16 protein-coding genes and 1 rRNA gene are annotated in these 22,696 nt (G+C 73.4%); 5 read left to right on the top strand and 12 right to left on the bottom strand.

What is annotated here, in order from left to right; translation table 11 throughout:
• Nucleotides 1–92 precede the first annotated feature (92 nt).
• Nucleotides 93–743, bottom strand: a complete 651-nt coding sequence (locus tag ABZW10_RS18455) for a DedA family protein (RefSeq protein WP_355366422.1) — start codon at nucleotides 741–743, stop codon at nucleotides 93–95.
• Nucleotides 744–891: 148 nt separating this feature from the next.
• On the opposite strand from ABZW10_RS18455, the gene ABZW10_RS18450 reads away from it, so the two are divergent.
• The gene (locus ABZW10_RS18450; protein WP_355366419.1) at nucleotides 892–1,569 is read left to right on the top strand and encodes a response regulator transcription factor; all 678 of its coding nucleotides are present in this window, start codon (nucleotides 892–894) and stop codon (nucleotides 1,567–1,569) included.
• Nucleotides 1,562–3,010, top strand: a complete 1,449-nt coding sequence (locus ABZW10_RS18445) for an ATP-binding protein (protein WP_355366416.1) — start codon at nucleotides 1,562–1,564, stop codon at nucleotides 3,008–3,010. Before ABZW10_RS18450 ends, ABZW10_RS18445 begins: the two co-directional genes overlap by 8 nt.
• Nucleotides 3,011–3,068: 58 nt before the next feature.
• Here the strand turns inward: ABZW10_RS18445 and ABZW10_RS18440 are convergent, their stop codons facing one another.
• From ABZW10_RS18440 to ABZW10_RS18415, 6 genes are all read right to left on the bottom strand, one after another.
• Nucleotides 3,069–3,713: a response regulator transcription factor gene (locus ABZW10_RS18440; protein WP_355366413.1), complete on the bottom strand. Its 645-nt coding sequence runs from the start codon at nucleotides 3,711–3,713 to the stop codon at nucleotides 3,069–3,071.
• Entirely contained in the window at nucleotides 3,665–4,891 is a 1,227-nt protein-coding gene (locus ABZW10_RS18435) for a sensor domain-containing protein (protein WP_355366738.1), read from the bottom strand. Before ABZW10_RS18435 ends, ABZW10_RS18440 begins: the two co-directional genes overlap by 49 nt.
• Before the next feature lie 277 nt (nucleotides 4,892–5,168).
• Complete coding sequence (locus ABZW10_RS18430; RefSeq protein ID WP_355366410.1) at nucleotides 5,169–7,670, bottom strand: FtsX-like permease family protein; 2,502 nt, start codon at nucleotides 7,668–7,670, stop codon at nucleotides 5,169–5,171.
• Nucleotides 7,670–8,473: an ABC transporter ATP-binding protein gene (locus ABZW10_RS18425; protein WP_355366407.1), complete on the bottom strand. Its 804-nt coding sequence runs from the start codon at nucleotides 8,471–8,473 to the stop codon at nucleotides 7,670–7,672. The genes ABZW10_RS18430 and ABZW10_RS18425 overlap by 1 nt, the downstream gene beginning before the upstream one ends.
• Before the next feature lie 170 nt (nucleotides 8,474–8,643).
• Nucleotides 8,644–9,363 carry a flavodoxin family protein gene (locus tag ABZW10_RS18420; protein ID WP_355366404.1) on the bottom strand — a complete coding sequence of 240 codons (720 nt, stop codon included), beginning with the start codon at nucleotides 9,361–9,363 and terminating at the stop codon, nucleotides 8,644–8,646.
• Nucleotides 9,364–9,449: 86 nt separating this feature from the next.
• Nucleotides 9,450–10,178 carry a DUF5995 family protein gene (locus ABZW10_RS18415; protein ID WP_355366401.1) on the bottom strand — a complete coding sequence of 243 codons (729 nt, stop codon included), beginning with the start codon at nucleotides 10,176–10,178 and terminating at the stop codon, nucleotides 9,450–9,452.
• Nucleotides 10,179–10,429: 251 nt separating this feature from the next.
• On the opposite strand from ABZW10_RS18415, the gene ABZW10_RS18410 reads away from it, so the two are divergent.
• Nucleotides 10,430–10,777: a VOC family protein gene (locus tag ABZW10_RS18410; protein ID WP_355366398.1), complete on the top strand. Its 348-nt coding sequence runs from the start codon at nucleotides 10,430–10,432 to the stop codon at nucleotides 10,775–10,777.
• Between the two features lie 42 nt (nucleotides 10,778–10,819).
• Here ABZW10_RS18410 and ABZW10_RS18405 read toward each other — a convergent pair whose 3' ends face one another.
• Nucleotides 10,820–11,494, bottom strand: coding sequence for a TetR family transcriptional regulator (locus ABZW10_RS18405; RefSeq protein WP_355366395.1), 675 nt, complete (start codon nucleotides 11,492–11,494; stop codon nucleotides 10,820–10,822).
• Nucleotides 11,495–11,552: 58 nt separating this feature from the next.
• On the opposite strand from ABZW10_RS18405, the gene ABZW10_RS18400 reads away from it, so the two are divergent.
• Both ABZW10_RS18400 and ABZW10_RS18395 read left to right on the top strand, forming a co-directional pair.
• Entirely contained in the window at nucleotides 11,553–12,431 is an 879-nt protein-coding gene (locus ABZW10_RS18400; RefSeq protein WP_355366392.1) for an SDR family NAD(P)-dependent oxidoreductase, read from the top strand.
• Nucleotides 12,432–12,706: 275 nt separating this feature from the next.
• Complete coding sequence (locus ABZW10_RS18395) at nucleotides 12,707–15,718, top strand: hypothetical protein (protein WP_355366389.1); 3,012 nt, start codon at nucleotides 12,707–12,709, stop codon at nucleotides 15,716–15,718.
• A gap of 79 nt (nucleotides 15,719–15,797) precedes the next feature.
• On the opposite strand, the gene ABZW10_RS18390 is transcribed toward ABZW10_RS18395, so the two are convergent.
• From ABZW10_RS18390 to rrf, 4 genes are all read right to left on the bottom strand, one after another.
• On the bottom strand, nucleotides 15,798–18,911 hold the full coding sequence (locus ABZW10_RS18390) for an acyltransferase family protein (protein ID WP_355366386.1): 3,114 nt from the start codon (nucleotides 18,909–18,911) through the stop codon (nucleotides 15,798–15,800).
• Between the two features lie 16 nt (nucleotides 18,912–18,927).
• Nucleotides 18,928–20,643, bottom strand: a complete 1,716-nt coding sequence (locus tag ABZW10_RS18385; protein WP_355366735.1) for a glycosyltransferase family 2 protein — start codon at nucleotides 20,641–20,643, stop codon at nucleotides 18,928–18,930.
• 325 nt (nucleotides 20,644–20,968) lie between these two features.
• Nucleotides 20,969–22,417: a glyceraldehyde-3-phosphate dehydrogenase gene (locus ABZW10_RS18380; RefSeq protein ID WP_355366383.1), complete on the bottom strand. Its 1,449-nt coding sequence runs from the start codon at nucleotides 22,415–22,417 to the stop codon at nucleotides 20,969–20,971.
• Nucleotides 22,418–22,606: 189 nt separating this feature from the next.
• Nucleotides 22,607–22,696, bottom strand: a 5S ribosomal RNA gene (gene rrf / locus ABZW10_RS18375); the annotation flags it as partial.

Genomic DNA, 22,696 nt, shown 5'->3' with positions numbered 1-22,696 from the left:
CCCGTGCCCGGGCCACCGGTCCGCGGCTCCGCGCGGCCAGGGTAGCGGCCCGGCGTCCGGACGACCGAGCGGGCCGGGGACCGTCCTCGTGCTCACCGGTGCCCGGCCCGTCGGCGCGAGCGCAGCAGCTCCAGCAGCAGGGGCAGCAGCGAGAGCACGACGACGACCGCGACGATCGGCAGCAGGTAGCGGTCGACGTTCGGCACCGAGGAGCCCAGGGCGTAGCCGGCGAGGACCAGGCCGAGCGTCCAGACCAGGCCGCCGACCACCTGCCACAGGGTGAAGGTGCGCACGTTCACGCCGAGCGCGCCGGCCAGCGGGTTGAGCACGGTGCGCACCACCGGGACGAAGCGCGCGAGGACGACGGCCTTGCCGTGCCCGTAGCGGGTGAGGAGTTCCTCGGCCCGCACCGCGCCCTCGTGCAGCCGCTTGTTGCGGGAGCGCGCGAGCAGGGCCCGCCCGCCGCGCCGGCCGATGACGTAGCCCGTCTGGGCCCCGGCCAGGGCGCCGACGGCGGAGGCGGCCAGGACCTGGGCGAGGTTCAGGTGGGGGCCGCTGTGGGTGCCGGTGGTGCACAGCAGGCCGGCGGTGAACAGCAGCGAGTCGCCGGGCAGGAAGAAGCCGACCAGCAGCCCGGTCTCGGCGAACAGGACGACGGCGATGCCCAGCGCGCCGAACGCGCCGAGCAGCGATCCGGCGTCCAGGGGGTTGACGGCCAGCAGGGCGGCCGAGGGCGACGGCATGGTCGGGACCTCTCCGTGAGCGGAAGCGCTACGGTCCGGGCCCGGTACCCGGACGACAGCGCCAGCATGGCGGGCCGATGCTGAAGATCCGCTGAAGACGGCACGGCCCCCGTCCCCGACCGGCCCGGACACCTGCCACCCTGGGGACATGCGCGTACTCGTGGTGGAGGACGAACGACGGCTGGCCCAGGCGCTGCGGCTCGGGCTGACCGCCGAGGGATTCACCGTCGACCTCGCCCACGACGGCCTCACCGGCCTCGCCCGCGCCACCGACCACGCCTACGACGTGATCGTGCTGGACATCATGCTGCCCGGCCTCAACGGCTACCGGGTGTGCTCACGGCTGCGGGCCGCCGGCAGCGACGCCGGCATCCTGATGCTGACCGCCAAGGACGGCGAGTGGGACGAGGCCGAGGCCCTCGACACCGGCGCCGACGACTACCTGTCCAAGCCGTTCTCCTTCGTCGTCCTGGTCGCCCGCCTCAGGGCCCTGGCCCGCCGCATCGGCACCCGCGCGCCCCGGCGCACCGTGCTCGGGGACCTCGTCGTCGACTCCGCCGCCCGCACCTGCACCCGCGCCGGCACCGGCATCGCGCTGACCCCGCGCGAGTTCGCCGTCCTCGACCACCTGGCCCGCCGGGCCGGCGAGGCCGTCTCCAAGCGCGAGATCCTCGAACAGGTCTGGGACAGCGGGCCGGACAGCGACCCCAACACCGTCGAGGTGCACATCAGCGCGCTGCGCCGCAAGATCGACACCCCGTTCGGCCGCGCCGCCGTGCAGACCGTACGCGGCGCCGGCTACCGGCTGGCGGCCGACGGTGGCTGAGCCGACGCGCCCCGCCCGCCGACGCGGTGCGGCGCGCGGGGCCGGGGCCCTGTGGCACCGGCTCGCCCGGCACCCCCGCGCCGCCGCGCTGCTCGACCGCCTCGCGCCGCGCTCCGTGCGCACCCGCACCACCCTGGCGGCCTGCGCGAGCGTCGCCGTCGTCCTGTTCGTCGCCTCCGCCGCCGTGCTCCTGCTGCTGCGCGCCAACCTCGAACGCACCGTCGAGACGGGCGCCCGCGAGCAGGCCCAGGCCGTCGCCCGCCTCGCCTCCGGCGGCCACCTGCCGGCCCAGCTCGCCCTGGACCACGGCACCGACTTCATCCAGGTCACCGACCACGCCGGCACCGTGGTCGCCGCCAGCCAGAACCTCGCCGGTCACCCGCCGCTGACCGGTGCCGGGACCGGCCCCGGCACCTTCGACCTCGGCGTCCTCGGCGACGAGCACCACCAGCGCGTCACCACTCTCACCGCCGACACCCCCACCGGCCCCGTCACCGTCCGGGTCGGCGCCTCGCTGCGCACCGTCGACACCGCCGAGGACCTCACCACCGCGGCCCTCGCCGGCCTCAGCGCCGTCCTGCTGCCGACCGTCGGCGTGCTCACCTGGCGGGCCACCGGCCGGGCGCTGCGCCCCGTCGAGGCGATCCGGGCCGAGGTCGCCGCGATCGGCGACCGCGATCTCGACCGGCGCGTCCCGGTCCCCGCCAGCGAGGACGAGATCGCCGGTCTGGCCCGCACCATGAACGCCATGCTCGACCGCCTCGAAGCCGCCGGCACCCGCCAGCGCCGCTTCATCGCCGACGCCTCCCACGAGCTGCGCAGCCCGCTCACCGTGCTGCGCACCCAGCTGGAGGTCGCCCTCGCCCACCCCGACCCGCAGGTGCGGCAGGAGCTGGTCGCCGGGGCCCTCCAGGACACCGAACGCCTCCAGGCCCTCGCCACCGACCTGCTGCTCCTCGCCCGGCTCGACACCACCGGCCAGGACCGCCCCGGCGAGGCGGTGGACCTCGCCGAACTCGTCCGCGCGAGCGTCGCCCCGGGCGGACCGCGGGCCCGTCCGGTCACCGTCCACGCCTCCGGGTCGATCACCGTCGACGGCAACCCGCTGTGGCTCGGCCGGCTGCTGACCAATCTGCTCGACAACGCCCGGCGTCACGCCCGCAGCCGGGTCACCGTGCGGCTGTCCACCGACGCCGCCACCGGTGACGCCGTCCTCGACGTCGCCAACGACGGTCCCGCCATCGACCCCGCCGACCGGGAGCGGATCTTCGAACGCTTCACCCGGCTCGACGACGCCCGCAGCCGCGACGACGGCGGCACCGGCCTCGGCCTGCCCATCGCCCGGGACATCGCCGTCCTCCACGGCGGGACGCTCACCGTCGAGGACGGACCCGACGGCGTCACCTTCCGCGCCCGGCTGCCGCGCACCCGGGCCCGCTGAGCCCGGCCCGTCCGCGCCGCCCGGGCCGGCCACCGGGCTCGGGTGGTGCCGGGCGGACTCAGGCGTTGAGGTAGGCGAGGACCGCCAGCACGCGCCGGTTGCTGTCACTGTCCGGGGCGAGCACGAGCTTGGCGAAGATGTTCGAGATGTGCTTGGCCGCCGCGCCCTCGGTGATGAAGAGGCGGTGGGCGATGGCGGTGTTGGAGCAGCCCTCGGCCATCAGCTCCAGGACGCCGCGCTCCCGTGCGGTGAGGGAGCCGAGCGGCTTGTCGCGCGCGTGGCTCACCATCAGCTGGGAGATCACCGCGGGGTCCATCGCGGTGCCGCCGGCGGCGACCCGGCGGACCGCGTCGATGAACTGCTCGTTGTCGAAGACGCTGTCCTTGAGCAGGTAGCCGATGCCACCGGTGCCGTCGGCGAGCAGTTCCCCGGCATACATCTGCTCGACGTGCTGGGAGAGCACCAGGATCGGCAGTCCGGGGATCTCGCGCCTGGCCCGCAGGGCGGCCCGCAGGCCCTCGGTGGTGAAGGTCGGCGGCAGCCGGACGTCGACGATCAGGATGTCGGGACGGTGCCTGGCGGCGGCTTCGAGCAGGTCGGGGCCGTTGTCGACGGCCGCCACGGTCTCGAAGCCGTAGGCGTCCAGCAGCTGGATCAGCCCCTGCCTGAGGAGGAAGAGGTCTTCGGCGAGGACAACACGCACGGTATCTCCATCGTGATCGCGGTCGGGCCGCCCGGCGGGCTGGCGACGTCGAGGGTGCCGTCGAAGGTGGCCAGCCGGCGGCGGATGCCGTGCAGGCCGGTCCCCCCGGCGGCGTCGGCACCGCCCCGGCCGTCGTCGGCGACCCGGGCGTGCAGCACGGCGCCGTCGTGCCAGGCACGTACCTCGACGTGCTCGGCGCCGGAGTGCTTCAGGGCGTTGGTCAGCAGTTCGGACACCGCGAAGTACAGGGCGGATTCGAGCGGCGGCGGCACCCGGCCCGGGAGGCTCACCGCCACCTCGGTCCGGAGCGGACTGGCCAGGCCGAGGGCGCGCAGCGCGTCGGCCAGGCCGCGTTCGGCGAGCACCGGGGGGTGGATGCCGCGCACCAGGTCGCGCAGCTCGCGCAGGGCCGCGACGGACGAGGCCCGGGCGTCGCGCAGCAGTCTGCGGGCCTCCTCCGACTCGCCGCCGAGGTGGCGTTCGAGCGCCCCGAGGGTCAGGCCGAGGCCGACCAGCCTGGCCTGGGCGCCGTCGTGCAGGTCGCGTTCGATCCGGCGCAGTTCGGCGGCGGCCGTCTCCACCGCGCCGGACCGGGTCTCGGCCAGGTGCCGGACCCGCAGGGCGAGCCGGGAGCGCTCGGTGGGGCCGAGCAGCAGGCGGGTGAAGTGCGCGTGGGCGGTGAGGAGGAGCGGGCTGCAGCGGACCCAGACGACGAAGAGCACCGCCGCCGCCAGCGCCGCCAGGAGAGCGGTGGGCCCGCTCCGGACCGGGACGAAGAAGTACTCGCGCGCGGTGCCCTGCGCCCTCAGCACGGGCCGCCACAGGCCGAGGGCCAGTGCGAACCCTTCGAGGACGTAGTAGAGCACCGCGGCGGGCAGGAAGCCGGTCAGGCCGACGACCGAGTTGAGCAGCAGCCAGAGCAGGTCCCGCCAGCTGGCCGGGTCGGTCAGGATCCACTTGCAGCGGCGGATCCAGCCGACGATGTCCTTCTCGAACTCCGGGGGCTCCGGCCGGTAGGGAACGTCGACCCGGACCCCCACCCGGGCGGCCGCGCGCCGGTTGGCGTTGCACAGCCGGCGCACCCACCCGGTCACGATCGGCAGCGCCGCCGCGCCGATCCCGATGACGAGCAGGATCACGAAGTAGCCGGTGATCACGAACAGGCAGACGGAGAGCATGGCGCCCAGGGCGATCAGCACACCGGTCACCAGGTCTCCCCCGGCCCGGCGCAGCCGGGCCGGGAACCCGTGCGGACCCTTGCGGTAAGCGATTGACACCTGAGCGATCGTCCATCCGTGACGGCGGTGACGGCAGCGGTCCCGCGAACCCGGCCCCTTCATACGTACGTACGTCCAAATCGTTCCGGCTGGTCAGGCTAGCGGGTTTCACCGACGGGCGCCACGGCATAAAAGCGGGATCGCGCGGCACCGGACGGTGGTGCCCCGCGTCCGGCGGTCAGCGGGCCGTTTCGACCGGCGGGGTCCGCATGCCCCGCCAGGAGGGGAGCAGGGTCGCGCCGAGGACCAGGACGAGCGCGCCGCCGACGATCGCGAGGTAGATGCCGATCGAGCCCCTCGGCAGCACCGAGCCGGTCTTCACCAGGCTGTACGGCACGATCGTGGCCGCCGAGGCGGCGGTGCCCAGGACGGTCGCGACGACGGCGATCAGCGCGCCCTCGACGTTCAGCATGCCCAGCACCTGGGCCCTGGTGGCCCCCGTCAGACGCTGCAGGCCGAACTCGCCCCGGCGCCCGCGCGTCACCGCCACCAGGCTGTTGATCACGGTGATCGCCGCATAGCCGACGATCATGGCGACGACGGTGTAGTTCGAGGAGGCCAGGATCTGCTCGATCCGGTTGTCGGCGCCGGTCAGCGCGGAGCGGTCGGCGACCGCGGTGCCGGGCAGCCCGGCCGCCACACCGTCCAGCGCGGACCGGATCCGGGCGGGGTCGGCGCCGGACTCCGCCCGGACCAGGATCCCGGTCGGCAGCCCGGCGGTGGTGTGCGCGGCCAGCACGTCGGCGGGCAGCAGCAGGTACCGCTCCTGCGGGCCGCCCGCGTAGGTGGCCACCACCCTCGGGTCGGCGGCGGCGCCGTCACCGAAGCGGATCCGCAGGGTGTCCCCGACGCGGACGCCGAAGTCCTTCGCCCGCTTCTCCGACAGGGCCACCGTGTTGCCGCGGAGGTCGGCGATCGACCCGTCCCGTACGTCGGGCGCGACGGTCTGCCGCGCTCCGTCGGCCGAGACACCGCGCAGGTCCACGGTGCCGCCGTCGGCGGAGTCCACGAAGCCGGTGGAGCCGACCAGTTCGGAGGCGCCGGCCACACCCGGGAGGGCGCGGACCGCACCGACCACGTCCGGCGCGAAGCCGCCGGTCGAGGAGGTGAGCACGTGCTCGGCGGGCACGCCGCCCGCGCGGCCCGCGGCGGAGACGTGGTCCTCGGTGGCCTGCATGTACAGGGTGCCGGTGGCGATGCCGATCAGCAGCACGATCGGGGCCACGGCGCCCGCCGTCCGGACGTTGTGGACGGCGGCGTTGCGCAGCGCCAGGCACCCGGACAGCCCGCAGAGCGCGCGGACCGGCCGGCCGAGCACCGCCACGGCCGCCCTGGTGATCCCCGGGGCGAGCAGGGCCAGGCCGATCGCGCACAGGACCGAGGCCGGCCCGGCGGTGCTCGCCAGGGTCGGGCCGTCGGCCATCACCGCGGCCGTGACGACCGCCAGCGCCACGCCGTTGAGCAGGAAGAACACCGCCGACAGCAGGCGGGTCCCGGTGAGCCGCCCGGTCGGCACCGTGCTCTCGGCCAGCGCCGCGACCGGCTCGGTCCGCGCGGCCCCGCGGCCGGCGAACAGCGCCGCGCCGAGGGCGGCCGCGATCGCCGCGCAGGCGCCGACCGCGGTCGGCAGCAGGCCCTGGTGGAAGACGACCTCCTCGGACACCACGCCGTTGGCGGCCAGCTGCCCGAACAGCAGCCTGCCGACGACGGAGCCGAGCGCGACCGCCGGCGCGGTGGCGAGCACCGCCAGCACGGCGGTCTCCCCGAGGATCATCCGGCGCACCTGCCGGGAGGTGGAACCGATCGCCCGCAGCAGGGCCGTCTCGCGCGCCCGCTGCCTCAGCGAGAGCCCGAGTGTGGAGGCCACGCCGAACATCACGATCAGGACCGCCCAGCTCCCGAAGATCGCCGCCAGGACGGTCACGGTCGGCCCGCCGGCGAGCGCCCCCGGCAGGTCGGCCAGACCGCGCCGCTCACCGGTGAGCACCACCGCCGTGCCGCCGACCGCCGACCGCACGGCCCGCCGCAGCTCCGCGACGTCGGCGCCGGGCGCGGGCAGGACCCCGATGGAGTCGAACCGCCCGTCGGATCCGGCCAGTTGCCGGGCCTGGAGGTCGGAGAGGAACAGGGTCGGCCCGAGCGTGCGGCCGGTGGCCTGGTGGGCGGTGCCGGAGACCGTGAACGTCCGGGTGACGCCGTGCACGGTCAGCTGCACGGCGGAGCCGACCGTGACGCCCGCGTCGGCCGCGAGCCCGGTGTCGAGGACCACCTGCCCGCCGCCCGGGGCCGACCCCCGGGTCAGCGTGTAGGGGGTCAGCGCGGCGCCGGTCCAGGTGTGGCCGACGGAGCCGACGTCGACCGCCCTGCCGTCCACCACCACGGTCGCGGGGAAGGAGAGGTCGGGGATCACGGCGCCGACGCCGGGAACCGCCCGGACCGCGTCGAGCACCCCCGGGCCGGTCCGGTTGCGCTCGGTCAGCGCGGCGGAGCCGTGGGTCTGCTGACCGGCCACCACGATCGGCACCCCGGCCAGGCGCTGCGGCGCGACCGCGATCCGGACGCCGGTCTCCAACAGACCGCCGCAGGCCATCACGATCGCGGAGCCGAGGAACATCGCCACGAAGGTGGCGGCGAACCCGGCCTTGCGGAACCTCAGGGTGCGCAGGGCCAGCAGCAGCATCAGCGGCCACCCTCCGAGCGGACGGCGGCGGAGGCCGGGACCGTCGCGTCGTTCCAGGCGCCGAGCCTGGTCATCCGCGCCGCGACGGCTTCGGCGGTCGGCCGGTGCAGCTCGCCGGCGAAGCGGCCGTCGGCGAGGAAGACCACCCGGTCGGCGTAGGAGGCGGCCACCGGGTCGTGGGTGACCATCACCAGCGTCTGCCCGCCGGCGTCCACCGTCTCCCGCAGCAGGCCGAGCACGGCCGCGGCGGTGCGGGTGTCCAGCGCGCCGGTCGGTTCGTCGGCGAAGACCACGGCCGGCCGGGTCACCAGCGCCCGGGCGATCGCCACCCGCTGCTGCTGCCCCCCGGAGAGCTGCCCGGGCAGGTGGTCCAGCCGGTCGGCGAGCCCGACCCGGTCGACCACGGCCAGGACCTGGCTCCGGTTCGGACGCCGGCCGGCCAACTGCGACGGCAACACGATGTTCTGCCGCACCGTGAGCGCCGGAAGGAGGTTGTACGACTGGAAGACGAAGCCGATCCGGTCGCGGCGCAGCCTGGTCAGCCCCACCTCGTCCAGGTCCGCGAGGTCGGTGTCACCGATCAGCACAGTGCCCCGGGTCGGCTTCACCAGACCCGCGGAGCAGTGCAGGAAGGTGCTCTTGCCCGACCCCGAGGGCCCCATCACGGCCGTGAAGCTGCCGGCGGCGAAGTCCAGGCTCAGCCGCTTGAGCACGGCCACCTCGTTGTCGCCCCTGCCGTAGACCTTCTCGACGGCCACCAGACGGACGGCCGCCGTCCCCTGCCCGATCCCTTGCGTCAGCACTCGAACTCCCACCACCGGGTCCACCGCGCGCCTCACGCGCGCTGCTGACCACGCTAGGAACGGGGGCGCTCCGGCACAGTGACGCTGTGTGGCGGATCCGGAGTAGAGGTTTCTCCACCACCGGGCCGCCGGACCGGGCCGCCGGACCGGGCGGGCGCGGCGCGGCCGGTTCAGCGGTGCTCGGGGTTCTCGAAGTCGAAGCGGCAGCCGGCGTCCCACTCCGAGCGCTGGTTGCCGTACGCGGGGATGCCGCCGGCGTCCCTGAGCATCCGGGCCAGGTGGAGCAGGTTCCAGGTCATGAACGTGGCGTTGCGGTTGGTGAAGTCGTTCTCCGGCCCGCCCGACCCCGGGTCCAGGTACGACGGCCCCGGCCCGGCCTCCCCCACCCACCCCGCGTCCGCCTGCGGCGGGACGGTGTAGCCGAGGTGCTGGAGGCTGTAGAGCACGTTCATCGCGCAGTGCTTGGCGCCGTCCTCGTTGCCGGTGATCAGACAGCCGCCGACCCGGCCGTAGTAGGCGTACTGGCCGCGCTCGTTGAGGATCGACGAGCAGGCGTACAGCCGCTCGACGACCTTCTTCATCACCGAGGAGTTGTCCCCCAGCCAGACCGGCCCGGCCAGCACCAGGATGTCGGCGGCCATCACCCGGCTGTAGAGGACGGGCCACTCGTCCGTCTCCCAGCCGTGCTCCGTCATGTCCGGCCAGACGCCGGTGGCGATGTCCTGGTCCACCGCGCGGACCACGTCGACCGCGACGCCCTGGCGCTCCAGGATGCCGGTGCTCACGTCGATCAGGCCCTGCGTGTGGCTCCGGTCGGGCGACCGCTTGAGCGTGCAGTTGATCACCATGGCGCTGAGGTCGGTGTACCGGGCGGGGGGCGAGGAGGACATCGGCGGCCTTTCGCGTCGCGGCTTGTCACCGACCAGTCCACCCCGCCCCGGTTCCCTCCCGCCCGCCGGAGTCCGCCAACCGTGCTCTACGAGTCCCCGTCCGGCTGCTCCACCGGCGGGACCACCGGCGTGACCAGCATCCGCCCGGCCAGCGCGGTGCTCGCGGTGACCGCGGCGAGCGTCGCGTCGTACATCGGCCGGATGTTGCGCTGGTGCCACAGCGTCTGGGTGGTCGCCCAGGCGGCGTCCCGGGCCCGGGCGATCGAGAAGCTGGCGACGATGTGCTTCAGCGGCTCGGCCTGCTCGGTCGCGACCCCGATGATCTGCGCCTCGAAGGACGCCCGCACCTCCGCCTCCACCTGCGCGAGCAGCTCGTTCACCTTGAGGTAGTCGGCGTGCACCGGCGGGGTCTCCGGCGTGGTCCGCCGCTCGATGCAGGTCAGGACGACGGCGAGCGCCAGATCGTGGTTGATGTGCGCGTTCATCCCCGCGAACGCGAACTGGACCGGCCACACCTTCCGGTGGCCGCGCGCCTCGAACAGCGGCTGCCACGCCGGGTTCACCGGCCGCCCCGCCTCGTCGGCCTCCACCGCGTCGAAGTACAGGTTCGCGAACACCACGTCCAGCCGCTCGATGAACGCCTGGTCCTGGAAGTACCCGGCCGTCAGCCGCTCCCCGACCAGCTCGGTCACCCTCAGGTACATCCGGTCGAAGCAGGCGACCCCGTCCCGCGGATCCAGCCGCGCCTTGATCGCCCGCATCCGCTCGATGACCTCGTCGACACTCTGCGCGGGCTTGGCGGCTGACTGGGTCATGGGGTGGTCCCTTCCGTCGGTGTGCTCCGGCTGCCAGCTATACACACCGCCGCCGCCCCGGCACCGCCGACCCGGGAGACTCCTCGCCCCCGTCACCCGATCCGGTGAGCGCCCGGGACCCCGTCGTCCGGCCGACGGTGTCCGCAGCGGCGGATTCGTGGCGGAAACACGACCCGGGCGGCCACCGCCGAGCCGCGGCGCGCGATGCTGGACCCGACAGCGAACGACTCAACGGGAAGCAGGGGGTCCGCATGGATGTCGCACGGGTCATGATGGTTGCTCCGGTCCGCAACGCCGAAACGGCGGCGGCCTGGTACGAGAGACTGCTGGGCCGCCCGGCCGACCGCCGGCCGATGGCGTCGCTGGCCGACTGGCACCTGACGCCGGGCGGCTGGCTCCACGTCTTCGAGGACGCCGAGCACGCCGGCTCCACGCTGCTCAACCTGGAGGTGCCCGACCTGGACGCCGCTCTGGCGGAGCTCGCGGGCCGCGGACTGACGGCGGGACCGGTGCAGACGGGTGGTGTCCGCACCCGCTTCGCGGTCCTGGAGGACCCGGACGGCAACCGGGTCACCCTGATGGAACACCCGGTGGCCTGACCGGACGGCGCCTGCGGCCCCGGTCGGGGCCGCAGGCGCCGCTCAGGCCCGGGGGTCGCCCGCGCCCGCCGCCAGACCCCTGACGGTCGCGGTGAGGATGCGGGCGAGGCGCGGTTCGACCTCGACGACGGCGTGGGCGAGGCGGGGGTCGCCGCGGTAGAGGGCGGCGACCTCGGGGCCCGGGTTGGCGATCTGCCACAGGGCGCCGGCGAGGGAGACGGCGGTGGCGACGAGGTCGGTGACGTCCTGCTCGTCCAGGGCGGGCAGCTGGGCGCGGACGGCCGCGGTGATCGGCTCGCGGGCGGCGAGGGTGGCGAGCTTGAAGTCGCGGACCGCGTCCAGCGAGACATGGCGTTCGAGGTTGAGCGGCGCGTGGGCGAGCAGGTCGCAGAAGGTACCGCGGGCGGCGAGGGTGGCGGCGAACTCCCTGGCCACGGCGGCCGGGCCCGGGTCCGTGGCGGCGCGCAGCCGGGCGGTCAGCGCGTCGGACCACTCGGCCCAGCCCTCCGCGGTCAGCCGCAGGAAGATCTCCTCGCGCGTCTCGAAGTAGCGCAGCAGCGCCGACTTGTGCATGCCGACCGCGGCCGCGATGTCGGTGAGGGTGATGTCCCTGATGCCGCGCTCGCGCCCGAGCGACCGGGCCGCCTCCAGGATCGCGGCCTCACGGCGGCGTTTGGCCTCGGGCGAGCGGGCGCGCTGGAAGTCGGATTCGGTCACCCGTCCAGACTAGCGCAACGTCGTTGCACTATTAGCGCAACGGTGTTTCACTAACGGCATGGACACCACGGAGCAGACCTGGTTCATCACCGGAACGTCCCGCGGCTTCGGCCGCACCCTCACCCGCGCGGCCCTCCAGGCCGGCGGCCGGGTCGCCGCGACCGCCCGTCGACCCGAGCAACTGGCCGATCTTTTCGAGGAGTTCGGCGAGCGAATCCTCCCCCTCCGGCTCGACGTCACCGACCCGTCGGCCGCCCGGGCCGCCCTCGCCGAGGCGCACGCCCGCTTCGGCCGGATCGACGTGCTGGTGAACAACGCCGGCTACGCCAACGTCTCGCCGATCGAGACCACCGAGGACGCCGACTTCCGCACGCAGTTCGAGACCAACTTCTGGGGCGTCTACCACGTCACCAAGGCCGCGATCCCGCTGCTGCGCGAGCAGCGGGGCGGGCTGGTGGTGCAGTTCTCCTCGGTCGGCGGCCGGGTCGGCGGCTCCCCGGGCCTCGGCTCGTACCAGGCGGCCAAGTTCGCCATCGACGGGTTCAGCCGCGTACTGCGCGCCGAGACCGCCCCCTTCGGCGTGAAGGTGCTGGTGGTCGAGCCCAGCGGGTTCCGCACCGACTGGGCCGGCTCCTCGATGACCGTCCACGACGTCCCGGAGGCGTACGCGCAGACGGTCGGCGCCATGAACGCGCGCATGCGGCAGAGCGGGGCGGGTGCGGCCGGCGACCCGGTCCGGGCCGCCGAGATCCTCGTCCGGGTGGCCAAGCGGCACGACGTCCCCGAGCACCTGCCGATCGGGGCCTACGCGGCCGAGGCCTCCATCGCCCAGGGCCACCGGCTGCTCGACGAGGACACCAGGTGGCGCGAGGTGGCCCGCTCCGCCGACTTCGCCGAGGCCTATCCCGTGCCCTTCCCGCCCGCCCCGGCGTCCTGACTGCGGGCCGGCTCCCGGGGAGCGGCGGGCCGCAGCTGCGGCAAAACTCCCGATGCTCCTTCAATCACCCTTTTGCTCAAGCCCGGTGAGCGCGCGCACCCCTGCCAAAGGTTCGTGTCCGTCCTCTATGATCCGCCCGGGGATGGGTGCGCCGCGCGCGGTGCGCCGGTGTGTCCGCCCGATCGGCGGCGCGCCCGCACCGCCGATCCGACGCTCCGGCGACCGGGCCCGATCAGGTCCGGCCGGGCCGGACGAGAGATCGGAAGCGAGACCCGGTGATTCTCACCCCACGTGTCCGCGGCGCCCTCGGTGCCGCGGCCACCGCCCTCACCCTGGCGCTGATACCCGCGGGGCCGGGCGGCGCCACGGCCGTCGCCGACGCCGCGCCGAAGCCGCCGCCGAAGCCGGCGAACCTGACCGCCACCCGTGCCTTCCACGACACCTTCCAGCAGAGCCCCGCGCTCGCCACCGCCCCGTTCTACGGACTCAACGGCGGGCTCGACAACGACCTCACCGCCCGTCAGTCGCCGCCGGCCGGAGAGCACGCGATCTCTTACACCCGGGTCTCCGGCCGCTGGTGGACCGCCGAGCCCGCGGGCTCACAGGTGGTCCAGGTCAGCCGGCCGGACCGGCCCGACCGCCTGGTGTTCGGCAACGGCATCTCCGCCGTGATGCTGGGCGCGCCCGCCGTCGCGGACGAGACCGGCACGTACACCGTCTCCACGGTGGTCGACCCCTCGGTGGGTGACACCACCAGCCAGGAGTGGGCCTCGATCGTCCTCAGCCGCAGCCACCGCAGCGCCGGCTACGTCACCAACGCCGACGTCGACCTCGGCCTCACCGTGAAGTCGAACGGCGAGCTCGCCCTGTACCACGGCGGCGGGGGCGAGACCGCGTTCTGGTCCGGCCAGGTCACCCCAGCCACCAGTTACACGGTCTCCCTCACCGTCTCCACCGGCGCGGACCGCACGGTCACGCTGACCGTCAACGGCACCACGCTCACCGCCACCGCCCCGCCCTCGGTCACCCGCTGGCCGAGCAGCGCCTTCCTCTACCTCGGCGCCTACCTCCAGGCCGACCCCTCCAAGGTCACCACCTTCGGCGACGACGCCGGACACGGCCTGTCGGTCAGCCGCATCGACACCTCCGCCGGCGCCACCGCCAGACCGCTCGTCGACACCTTCGACGGCGCCCCCTCCACCACCGCCGACTTCGGCCTGAACCAGGACCTGAGCGCCCGCCAGCCGAGCCTGCTCTCCGGCAACTACGCCGCCGAATCCGGGGTCAACGGGCTCATCACCAACCCCGTCCCGGGCGCCGTGCAGGTCAACTCCCCCGCCCACCCCAACGTCCTCTCCTTCCCCAAGGGCACCGCCGCGGTGCGCCTCACCAAGCCCGCCACCGCGAACCTCGACGGCGACTACACCGTGCGCGCCAAGCTGACGCCCGTCGTCGGCAGCACCACCGGCACCGACTGGGCCTCCCTCGCGGTGAGCCGCGCGAGCAACGGCACCGGCGCCGTGGACGCGCCCGACGTCGCGCTCGGCCTGCGCGTGCAGGCGAACGGCGGGCTCGCTCTCCACCAGGGCGGCACCACCCTCACCCTCCCGGTCCCGACCGTGCCGGCCGCCCCCTCCTACGAGGTCTCCCTGACCCTGGCGACCGGGCCGGAGAAGCTCGCCACCGTGACCGTCAACGGGACCACCGTCTTCACCGGCGCCACCACTGCCGAACTGCCCCGCGACGGCTACGTCGTCCTCGGCTCGCACACCACCGCCCCCGGCCGGGTCACCACCGTCGACGACCTGCGGATCTCCATGCTCGGCGGACTCGGCTACTACGGGTACTACGGCGCCGTGGAGCCCCTCGGGACGATCCACCCGGACTACACCCGCGAATTCGCGGGCTGGACCAACTTCAACGGCTACGGGCGCGACGCGGACGACGTTTCGCTGGACTTCCTGGACCGCTGCCTGCCCGTCTCCTGCGTCCTCGGTGTCAACCCCGAAACCGTCACCCCGGGCATTGACCCCGTCCTCACGCCCAAGCCGGACGACGTGGTCACCAAGAACCTCGACGACCTGAAGAAGCGGATCGGCGCCAACCTCGACAAGATCGGCGCCGTCTACCTCACCGACGAGGCCTACTACCACCGGATGAGCCCCGCCCAGGCCGAGCAGCAGGCCAAGCTGGTGCGGGCGGCCTTCCCCGACAAGCTGCTGATCTTCGACTACGCCGAGGGCGACATCCTGACGGGCCCCGGGCTCAACCTTGCCCCCACGCAAGCCGACATCGTCGGCTTCAACCGGTACTGCCAGGGGCGCGACACCGTCCAGAACCTGCTGGAGAAGCTGCGGTCCAAGCTGACCTCGGCCAACCAGCACCTCATGCTCTACCCGGAGGTCCACAAGGGCTCGACGGGCTGCGGCGACAAGACCGACGCGCAGATGGCCGCGTTCAACGCCGAGTACGAGGCCGTCGCGGCGCAGGACCCGCGCGTCGTCTACCTGCACCCCTTCCGCTGGGTGGACAACACGGCGGCCACCCTGCCGCTGACCGCCGCCCACGAGCAGGCGGCCGGCCGGGCGATCGTCAACGCCACCCCCACCCGCCGCCCCTCCTCCGTCGGCGTGTACCAGGCGGCCGACCGCAGCGTCACCCAGACGTCCCACAACGGGGTCACGATCGCCCGGGCCACCCTCGGCGCCCAGGACGACGTCCCGCTGGTCGGCCACTGGAACGGACCGGGCGTCGACACCATCGGCTACTACCGCCCCAGCACGCGGGAGTTCTTCCTGCCCGGCCCCGACGGCACCTTCGGCACCCCGGTGAAGTACGGCAACACCGGTGACATCCCGGTCGTCGGGGACTGGAGCGGGCGCGGGAAGACCACGATCGGCGTCTACCGCCCGTCCGACCAGTTCTTCTACCTCTCCGACGACAACGCCACCGTCAAGTACCCGATCAAGCTCGGCAACCCCGACTGGAAGCCGCTGGTCGGCGACTGGGACGGCAACGGCACGACCACCGTCGCGGTCTACGACCCGCAGACGCGGATCTTCCACCTGAACAACTCCAACGAGACCGAGAACGTCCAGGACATCACGTACGGCAACCTCGGCGACATCCCGGTCAAGGGCGACTGGGACGGCACCGGCATCGACAGCATCGGCGTCTACCGCCCGTCCGACGGGTCGTTCTCCGGCGCGGCCGTCGGCAGCGACGTGACCGTCTACCGGGCGGCGGTCACCACCAACGGGACCCCGCTGGTCGGCAACTGGGGCTGACCGCCCCCGACCGACGACAGGCCCCGGGCCGGGGAGCGGTGCGCTCCCCGGCCCGGGGCCTGTTCGTTCGCTGTCCCGGCTACGGCTTCGTGGCGACGGAGACGTAGTCGACGCGCATCGGGTGCCCGGGTTCGGTGGCCGGGGTGACGGCGCCGCCGAACGCGCCGGGCAGGTTGCCGCCGACGGCGACGTTGAGGATCAGGAACAGCCCGCGGCCGACCGCCCGGTCCCAGGTCGCCCGGTCCATCTGCGCGGCGGTGACCCGGTGGTGCTCCCGGCCGTCCAGGTACCAGCGGACCTGCTCCGCGCCCGGCCGCAGGTCGACCTCGACCGCGTAGCGGTGGAAGCCGGTGCGGCACTCGGCGCCGCAGGGCTGGTCCCCGGAGCCCAGACCGCGCGGCTCCTGGCAGGGGCCGCCGTCGAGGACGCCGCAGTGCATCGTGCCGAACACCGCGTCCCGGCCGTTGACCTGCTCCATGACGTCCAGCTCGCCGACGGCCGGCCAGCCCGTGTAGCCGTTGCGCAGCTCGCCGCCCAGGGTCCAGAAGGCGGGCCAGTAACCGGCCGCGGCCGGGCCGGTCACGTCGGGCAGGGCGATCCCGGCCTCGATCCGCAGCACACCGCCGGGCGGCGGGGCGAAGTCGGCGCGGCGCGACTCGATCCGCCCGGACGACCAGCGCCCGTCGGCGTCCCGGGTGGGCACGATCTCCAGGGCGCCGCGGCCGTCCAGCCGGACGTTCGCGGTCGAGTCCGTCATGGTCTCGATCTCGCCCGTCCCCCACTGCGGCGCCGGGCAGCCCGGGTAGCACGTGCCCAGGTCGTACTGCCAGTCGGCCTCGGACGGGCGGCTGCCGGCCGGGCCGTCGAAGTCGTCGCGCAGCAGCTGCGTCCAGCCGTCCGCGGTGACCGGCGGCGCGGCGGCCGGCGGCGGCGCGGCGGACGCGGCCTTCGGCGGCAGGGCGCCGGACTCCGTCAACAGCCGCTCCAGGCGCGGCGTGAGCACCACGGCAGCCACGTTGGTGAGGTGCGCGTCGTCCCGGTAGAGCAGGATGCGCTCCAGCACCGCCGGGCAACTGCGGCCGTTGCCGGAGCAGATGACGTCGTTCACCGACACGCTGCGCACGCCCGGCATCCGGCCGGCCGCGATCTCGTCGGCGAGCGGGTCCGCCCACAGCGCCTTGTCGCGCGGGAACTCGCAGGCGGACGGATCGTCGGTGTGGCCGGACACGCAGGCCGGCACGTCCGTCCCCGGGATCGGAGTGTCCCTCACGTAGACGATCGGAACGCCGAGTTCACGCAGCGGGGAGAGGGTCCGCTCCCAGCCCTGGAGCAGCAGCTCGCGGTCGTCGGTGTACCGGTTGAGGGTGGAGACCACGATCAGGCGGGGCTTGGGCCCCTCCGTCAACCGGGTCAGCGCGTTCGCCCGCCAGGTGTCGCACTCGCGGTAGGTGCGGCCCAACTGCGGGTTGACCACCGAGAGTTCCGGCAGCGGGCAGCCCTGCTTCACCAACTCCTCCAGCTCCCACCGCCGTTCGGCGGCGAGCGCGAGCAGTGCGGAGAACCACTGGCCGGCGTGCGAGTCGCCGAGCAGCACCATCCGGTCCGGGCTGCCGATCACGCCGAAGCGGCAGTCGGGGCTGGTGACGGCGGTCGGCGCGACCTCGCACTCGCCGTCCGGCGGGAAGTCCTTGCGGGCCTGGACGGCGTCCGGCACCACCGCGGGACTCCTGGTCTGCGCCGCGGTGCGCACCAGCAGCGAGGTGCCGTCCGCCGAGCCGGGCGGCAGGCCCTGCAGGTCGACCGGCGCGGCCGGGCCGAGCAGCCGCAGCGTGCCCGAGCCGACCACCAGCGCCAGTACCACCGGGATGACCACCGAGGCGAGGCCCAACGAGAGGCCGCGGCGCGGGAGTTCGGAGACCGTCCGGCTGTGCCGCAGCGGTCGCTCGACCCAGCGCAGCACGGCCGCGGCGGGCAGCGCGGCGGCGGCCGTGAGCGCCACCTTCACCGGCCAGTCCAGCGGGCCGAACTTCGCGCCGACGAGCACGAGCACCGGCCAGTGCCACAGGTACAGGTTGTAGGAGAGCCGGCCGATCGCCCGCGGCACGCGCAGGCCGAGCACCCGGTCCACCCCGAACCCGGGCGCCGCGGCCCCGTCCCGCCCGGGCGTGCCGGCCAGGATCACGGCGGCCGTGCCGAGGGTCGGGACGAGCGCCGCCCAGCCCGGGTACGGGGTCGTGTTGTCGTACGCCAGCACGCACCCGACGACGGCCGCCGCCCCGCCCCAGCCGACCAGCACGCGCAGCACGCGCGGACCGCTCAGCAGGTGCCAGGGCAGCAGGGCGAGCAGCGCGCCGACCCCGAACTGCCACACCCGGGAGGGCGTACCGAGGTAGGCGAGCGAGACGGAGTCGTGCGTCCAGCGCAGCGAGAGCGCGAAGGACCCGGCCGTCAGCACGGCGGCGAGCCCGGCCGCGACCGGCCGCACCGCCCGCCCGCGCCCGTCCGCCCGTCCACGCCGCACGACCCGCAGCACCAGGTAGGCGGTCAGCGCCAGCAGCGGGCCCCAGACCAGGTAGAACTGCTCCTCGACGGCCAGCGACCAGAAGTGCAGCAGCGGGCTCTCGTCCCGTCCGGCGGCCAGGTAGTCGGTCTGCTGCGCGACGAAGCGCCAGTTGCCGACGGACAACGCCGCCGCCAGCACGTCGTACTCCAGGTCCGCGCGGCGCAGTGGCACGGTCAGCCAGGCGCCGAACAGGGCCACCGCGCCGAGCACGATCGCCGCCGAGGGCAGCAGCCGGCGGGCCCGGCGGGAGAAGAACTCGCCGAGCCGGATCCGGCCGGTGGTGGTGGCCTCGCGCAGCAGCAGGCCGGTGATCAGGTAGCCGGAGATGACGAGGAAGACGTCCACGCCGACGAAGCCGCCGGCCAGGCCGGGGACGGCCGCGTGGAACGCGAGCACGGCGAGCACGGCGACCGCGCGCAGGCCCTCGATGTCGGGGCGGAAGCCGGCCCGGCGGGGCGCCGGGCCCGGGGCATCGGAACCCCGGGAGACGGCGCCGGCGCTCCGGCCGGGGATGGTGAAGGCGTCCGGCCGCAGCTCGGGGACGGCCGGGTCGGTACCCGGGTCGGTGCCCGACGGTGACAGTGACGGTGTCGGTATCGGTGACGGTGTCGGTATCGGTGACGACGGCATGGAAGGCGACGACCTTTCAACCCAGCCAGGGCAGCATCGGGCGGACCCAGCCGGACGCGAGCAGAGCGGTGAGCACGAGGGCGGCGGTGGCCGCCAGGCCCTCGGGCCACCGACGGGGCAGCATGCCGATCCGGGACGCCTTCGGCCCGTCGGCGGCGGCGTCACGGCGGGCGCCGCCGCGCAGCTCGCCGAGGAGATCACGGATCAGCGGCAGGCCGATCTGGGCCTGCACCACGAGGTAGAGGCCGAGGCCCCAGTTGGGCGCCCAGCCGTACCCGGCGACGGCCAGGGCGAGACCGAGGGCGCCGGCGCCGAGCGAGGCGCAGAGCCAGCCGAGCGAGAGCAGGACCACCTTGCGGGCCATCCCGCCGGACCGGGGCTTGCCGCCCGCGGCCGGGGCCTGCCCACCGGCGGCACCGGCGGCGCCGGCCGCTCCCGCCGCGCCGGTCGGCACCCAGGCGGCGCTGCGTCCGCGCAGCGTGTGCCAGAACGCGACACCGGCGGCGACGCTCATCAGCACGTTGGAGCGGATCACCTCGATCCGCCAGCGGGTCCGGCTGACCCTGGGCAGCAGCACGTGCCAGAGCCAGAGCGGCGCGAGCATCGGCAGCACGTGCCAGGGCCGGATCTGGTCCGGGTAGAAGAACATCATCACCAGCGGCGGCAGCGGCGCGACGAAGATGTTCACGGCGGCGGCCATGTAGCCGACGATGCCCTCGTAGAAGCAGAGCCGCATCCGCCAGGGCGCGCCGATCCGCTTGAGCTCGGGCGAGCCGAGCAGGTGCAGGTTGCCCATCGCCCAGCGGTACTGCTGGTTGACGTACGAGGCGAGGTTGTCCGGCGAGGTGCCCTTGGCGACCAGCACCGGGACGTACAGCGTGCGGTACCCCTTGGCGTACAGGCCGAGGCCGGTGAAGAGGTCCTCGCTGTGGTCGAGCCGCGCGAAGCCGCCGGCCTCGTCGATCGCGGCCCTCCGGTAGACGGCGTTGCTGCCGCAGCAGATGGCCGCGTCGCTGGCGTCGCGGGAGGGCTGGATCCAGCGGAAGAACCATTCCTGCGCGGCACCGGCGGCGCGCTCGATCCAGCTCATCGTCTCGTCGGTGTCGAAGCACTGCGGGCTCTGCACGATGCCGATCCGCGGGTCCGCGAAGTACGGGACGAGGTGGCGCAGGAAGTCCGGCCGCGGCGCGAAGTCGGCGTCGAGGATGGCGATGAGCTCGGCGCTGCTCAGGGTGAGCGCGTGGTTGAGGTTGCCGGCCTTCTTGAGGTGCCCGCGGTCGGGCCGCACCACGTACCGGTAGCCGTGCGCGGCGGCCAGCTCGGCGACCTCGGCCCGGTCGGCGTCGTCGAGCACCCACACCGTCAGCGCGCCCGGCCAGTCCACCCGGGCGACCGCCCGGTAGGCGTTCTCCAGGACGTCCAGCGGCTCACCGCAGGTCGGCAGGTACAGGTCGACGGTCGGCAGTTCCTCCGGCGCCCACGCGTGCACCAGCACCTCGTGGGACTGCCGGGTGAGCCGCCGCTGGCGCAGGCTGTTCACGGACGACAGCGCCAGCGCGACGACGTTGAGCGCGAGCACGGCCAGGAACACCCACAGCGCCGGCGTCCGCAGCGCGAACGTCAGCATCGTCGCGGCGGTGAACACGAACGCCGCCGAACTGGCGACGAGCACCCACCTGCGCTGCGGACCGAAGTACCAGTACAACTCCTGGTCGTCCGGCGGTTGCGGCAGGTGCGGCGGTTGTTCAGGAGATTCGGAAGAGGAAGAGGACAACAAGGAAACAGGAGATACATGTTGAACAGTCATATGGCCCCCACAGCCGTGTTTCTGACAGCTCCACGGGCCACAGTACCCCATTGGTATAGACCATTAATCCAGCATCCGGGTCCCGGACTCCACCTCCTCGCCATCTCGTCCGTCCTGGTGAAGCAGCAGGTCAAGCGGACGTGAACACTCCTCCAACATCCCTTCCCACCCGCCCGCGAAAACGCCTGTGGGGCGGCAACCGGAGACCGGTTGCCGCCCCACGGGCGTTGTGCGTCGTGCGTCCTACGGATCAGACCGCCGGGGACGGGTACGTCGGGTACTCGACGCCCGAGACGTGCTGGACGACCCGGATCACCTGGCAGGAGTAGCCGAACTCGTTGTCGTACCACAGGTAGAGGATCGCGTTGTCGCCCTCGACCTTGGTGGCACCGGCGTCGACGATCGAGGCGTGGCGCGAGCCGATGAAGTCGTTCGACACCGCGTCGGGGGCGGTGGTGAAGTCGATCTGGCGCTTCAGCGACGAGGTCAGCGACACGTTGCGGAGGTAGTCGAGGACCTCCTCGCGGGTGGTCTCGCGGGCCAGCTGGAGGTTCAGGATGGCGATCGAGACGTCCGGCACCGGCACGCGGATCGAGCTGCCGGTGATCTTCGCCTTGAGGTCCGGCAGCGCCTTGGCGACGGCCGAGGCGGCACCGGTCTCGGTGATCACCATGTTCAGCGGTGCCGAGCGGCCACGACGGTCGGCCTTGTGGTAGTTGTCCAGGAGGTTCTGGTCGTTGGTGAACGAGTGGACGGTCTCCACGTGGCCGCGCAGCACGCCGTACTCGTCCTCCATCGCCTTCAGCGGCGGGACGATCGCGTTGGTGGTGCAGGAGGCGCAGGAGAGGATCTGCTCGTCCGGCTTGATGGTGTCGTGGTTGACACCGTGCACGATGTTGGGCACGTCGCCCTTGCCCGGGGCCGTCAGGACGACCTTCTCGATGCCCGGACGGAGGTGGTTCGAGAGACCCTCGCGGTCCCGCCACTTGCCGGTGTTGTCGATCAGGATGGCGTCCCGGATGCCGTACGCCGTGTAGTCGACCTCGGACGGGTCGTTGGCGTAGATCACCTTGATCTCGGTGCCGTTGGCGACGATCGTGTTGTTCGCCTCGTCGACGGTGATCGTGCCCTGGAACTGCCCGTGGATGGAGTCGCGACGCAGCAGCGAGGCGCGCTTCACGATGTCCTGGTCGCCGCCGCCACGGACGACGATGGCCCGCAGACGCAGGCCGTTGCCGGAACCCGCCTTCTCGATCAGCAGACGGGCCACCAGGCGGCCGATCCGGCCGAAACCGTAGAGGACCACGTCACGCGGCGACTCGCGGCGCTCGATCTTGTTGGCACCGGTGGCACCGGCGACGGCCTCGGCGGTGAACTGCTCCACCGAGAGACCGCGGCTGTCCGCGCGGTAGGTGGCGGCGAGCATGCCGAGGTCGATCTGGGAAGGACCGAGATCCAGGGTGGTCAGCGCCTGCAGGAAGGGCAGCGTCTCGGTGACCGAGAGCTCCTCGCCGGCGATCTGGCGGGCGAACCGGTGGGTCTTCAGGATGCTGACCACCGACTTGTTCACCAGGGAACGGCTGTACAGCAGGACGGTGACGTCCCGCTCCCGGTGCAGTCGGCCGATGATCGGGATCATCGACTCCGCGATCTCCTCGCGGTTCTTCCAGTCCGTGAACACGTCGTCGTTGACAGTCACAAGTCCATCTTTCGAGCTAGGAGGGTGTTCACATGCTAACTGGGCCCCACCCCCCACGCCGAAACGGTTCTGCCCTCTCCCGCATGACAAGAATCACATATGATCTCGCTCGGCATGTCGTGACGACACGTTGGCGGGAAACGCAAAGAACCCCCGCCGGATAACCGGCGGGGGTTCTTCTCACAATTTGTTCGGCGGCGTCCTACTCTCCCACAGGGTCCCCCCTGCAGTACCATCGGCGCTGTGAGGCTTAGCTTCCGGGTTCGGAATGTAACCGGG

It is taken from the genome of Kitasatospora sp. NPDC004723, assembly GCF_040609255.1.
Classification (GTDB): domain Bacteria; phylum Actinomycetota; class Actinomycetes; order Streptomycetales; family Streptomycetaceae; genus Kitasatospora.
This window is presented reverse-complemented; position numbering and strand designations above follow the sequence as displayed.

Excerpts from the sequence above, each read along its gene's own strand:
- ABZW10_RS18450 (WP_355366419.1), top strand. The coding sequence starts at position 892 with ATGCGCGTACTCGTGGTGGAGGACGAACGACGGCTGGCCCAGGCGCTG.
- ABZW10_RS18410 (WP_355366398.1), top strand. The coding sequence starts at position 10,430 with ATGGATGTCGCACGGGTCATGATGGTTGCTCCGGTCCGCAACGCCGAA.
- ABZW10_RS18455 (WP_355366422.1), bottom strand. The coding sequence starts at position 743 with ATGCCGTCGCCCTCGGCCGCCCTGCTGGCCGTCAACCCCCTGGACGCC.
- ABZW10_RS18435 (WP_355366738.1), bottom strand. The coding sequence starts at position 4,891 with ATGCTCTCCGTCTGCCTGTTCGTGATCACCGGCTACTTCGTGATCCTG.
- ABZW10_RS18390 (WP_355366386.1), bottom strand. The coding sequence starts at position 18,911 with ATGCCGTCGTCACCGATACCGACACCGTCACCGATACCGACACCGTCA.
- ABZW10_RS18415 (WP_355366401.1), bottom strand. The coding sequence starts at position 10,178 with ATGACCCAGTCAGCCGCCAAGCCCGCGCAGAGTGTCGACGAGGTCATC.
- ABZW10_RS18400 (WP_355366392.1), top strand. The coding sequence starts at position 11,553 with ATGGACACCACGGAGCAGACCTGGTTCATCACCGGAACGTCCCGCGGC.
- ABZW10_RS18420 (WP_355366404.1), bottom strand. The coding sequence starts at position 9,363 with ATGTCCTCCTCGCCCCCCGCCCGGTACACCGACCTCAGCGCCATGGTG.
- ABZW10_RS18430 (WP_355366410.1), bottom strand. The coding sequence starts at position 7,670 with ATGCTGCTGCTGGCCCTGCGCACCCTGAGGTTCCGCAAGGCCGGGTTC.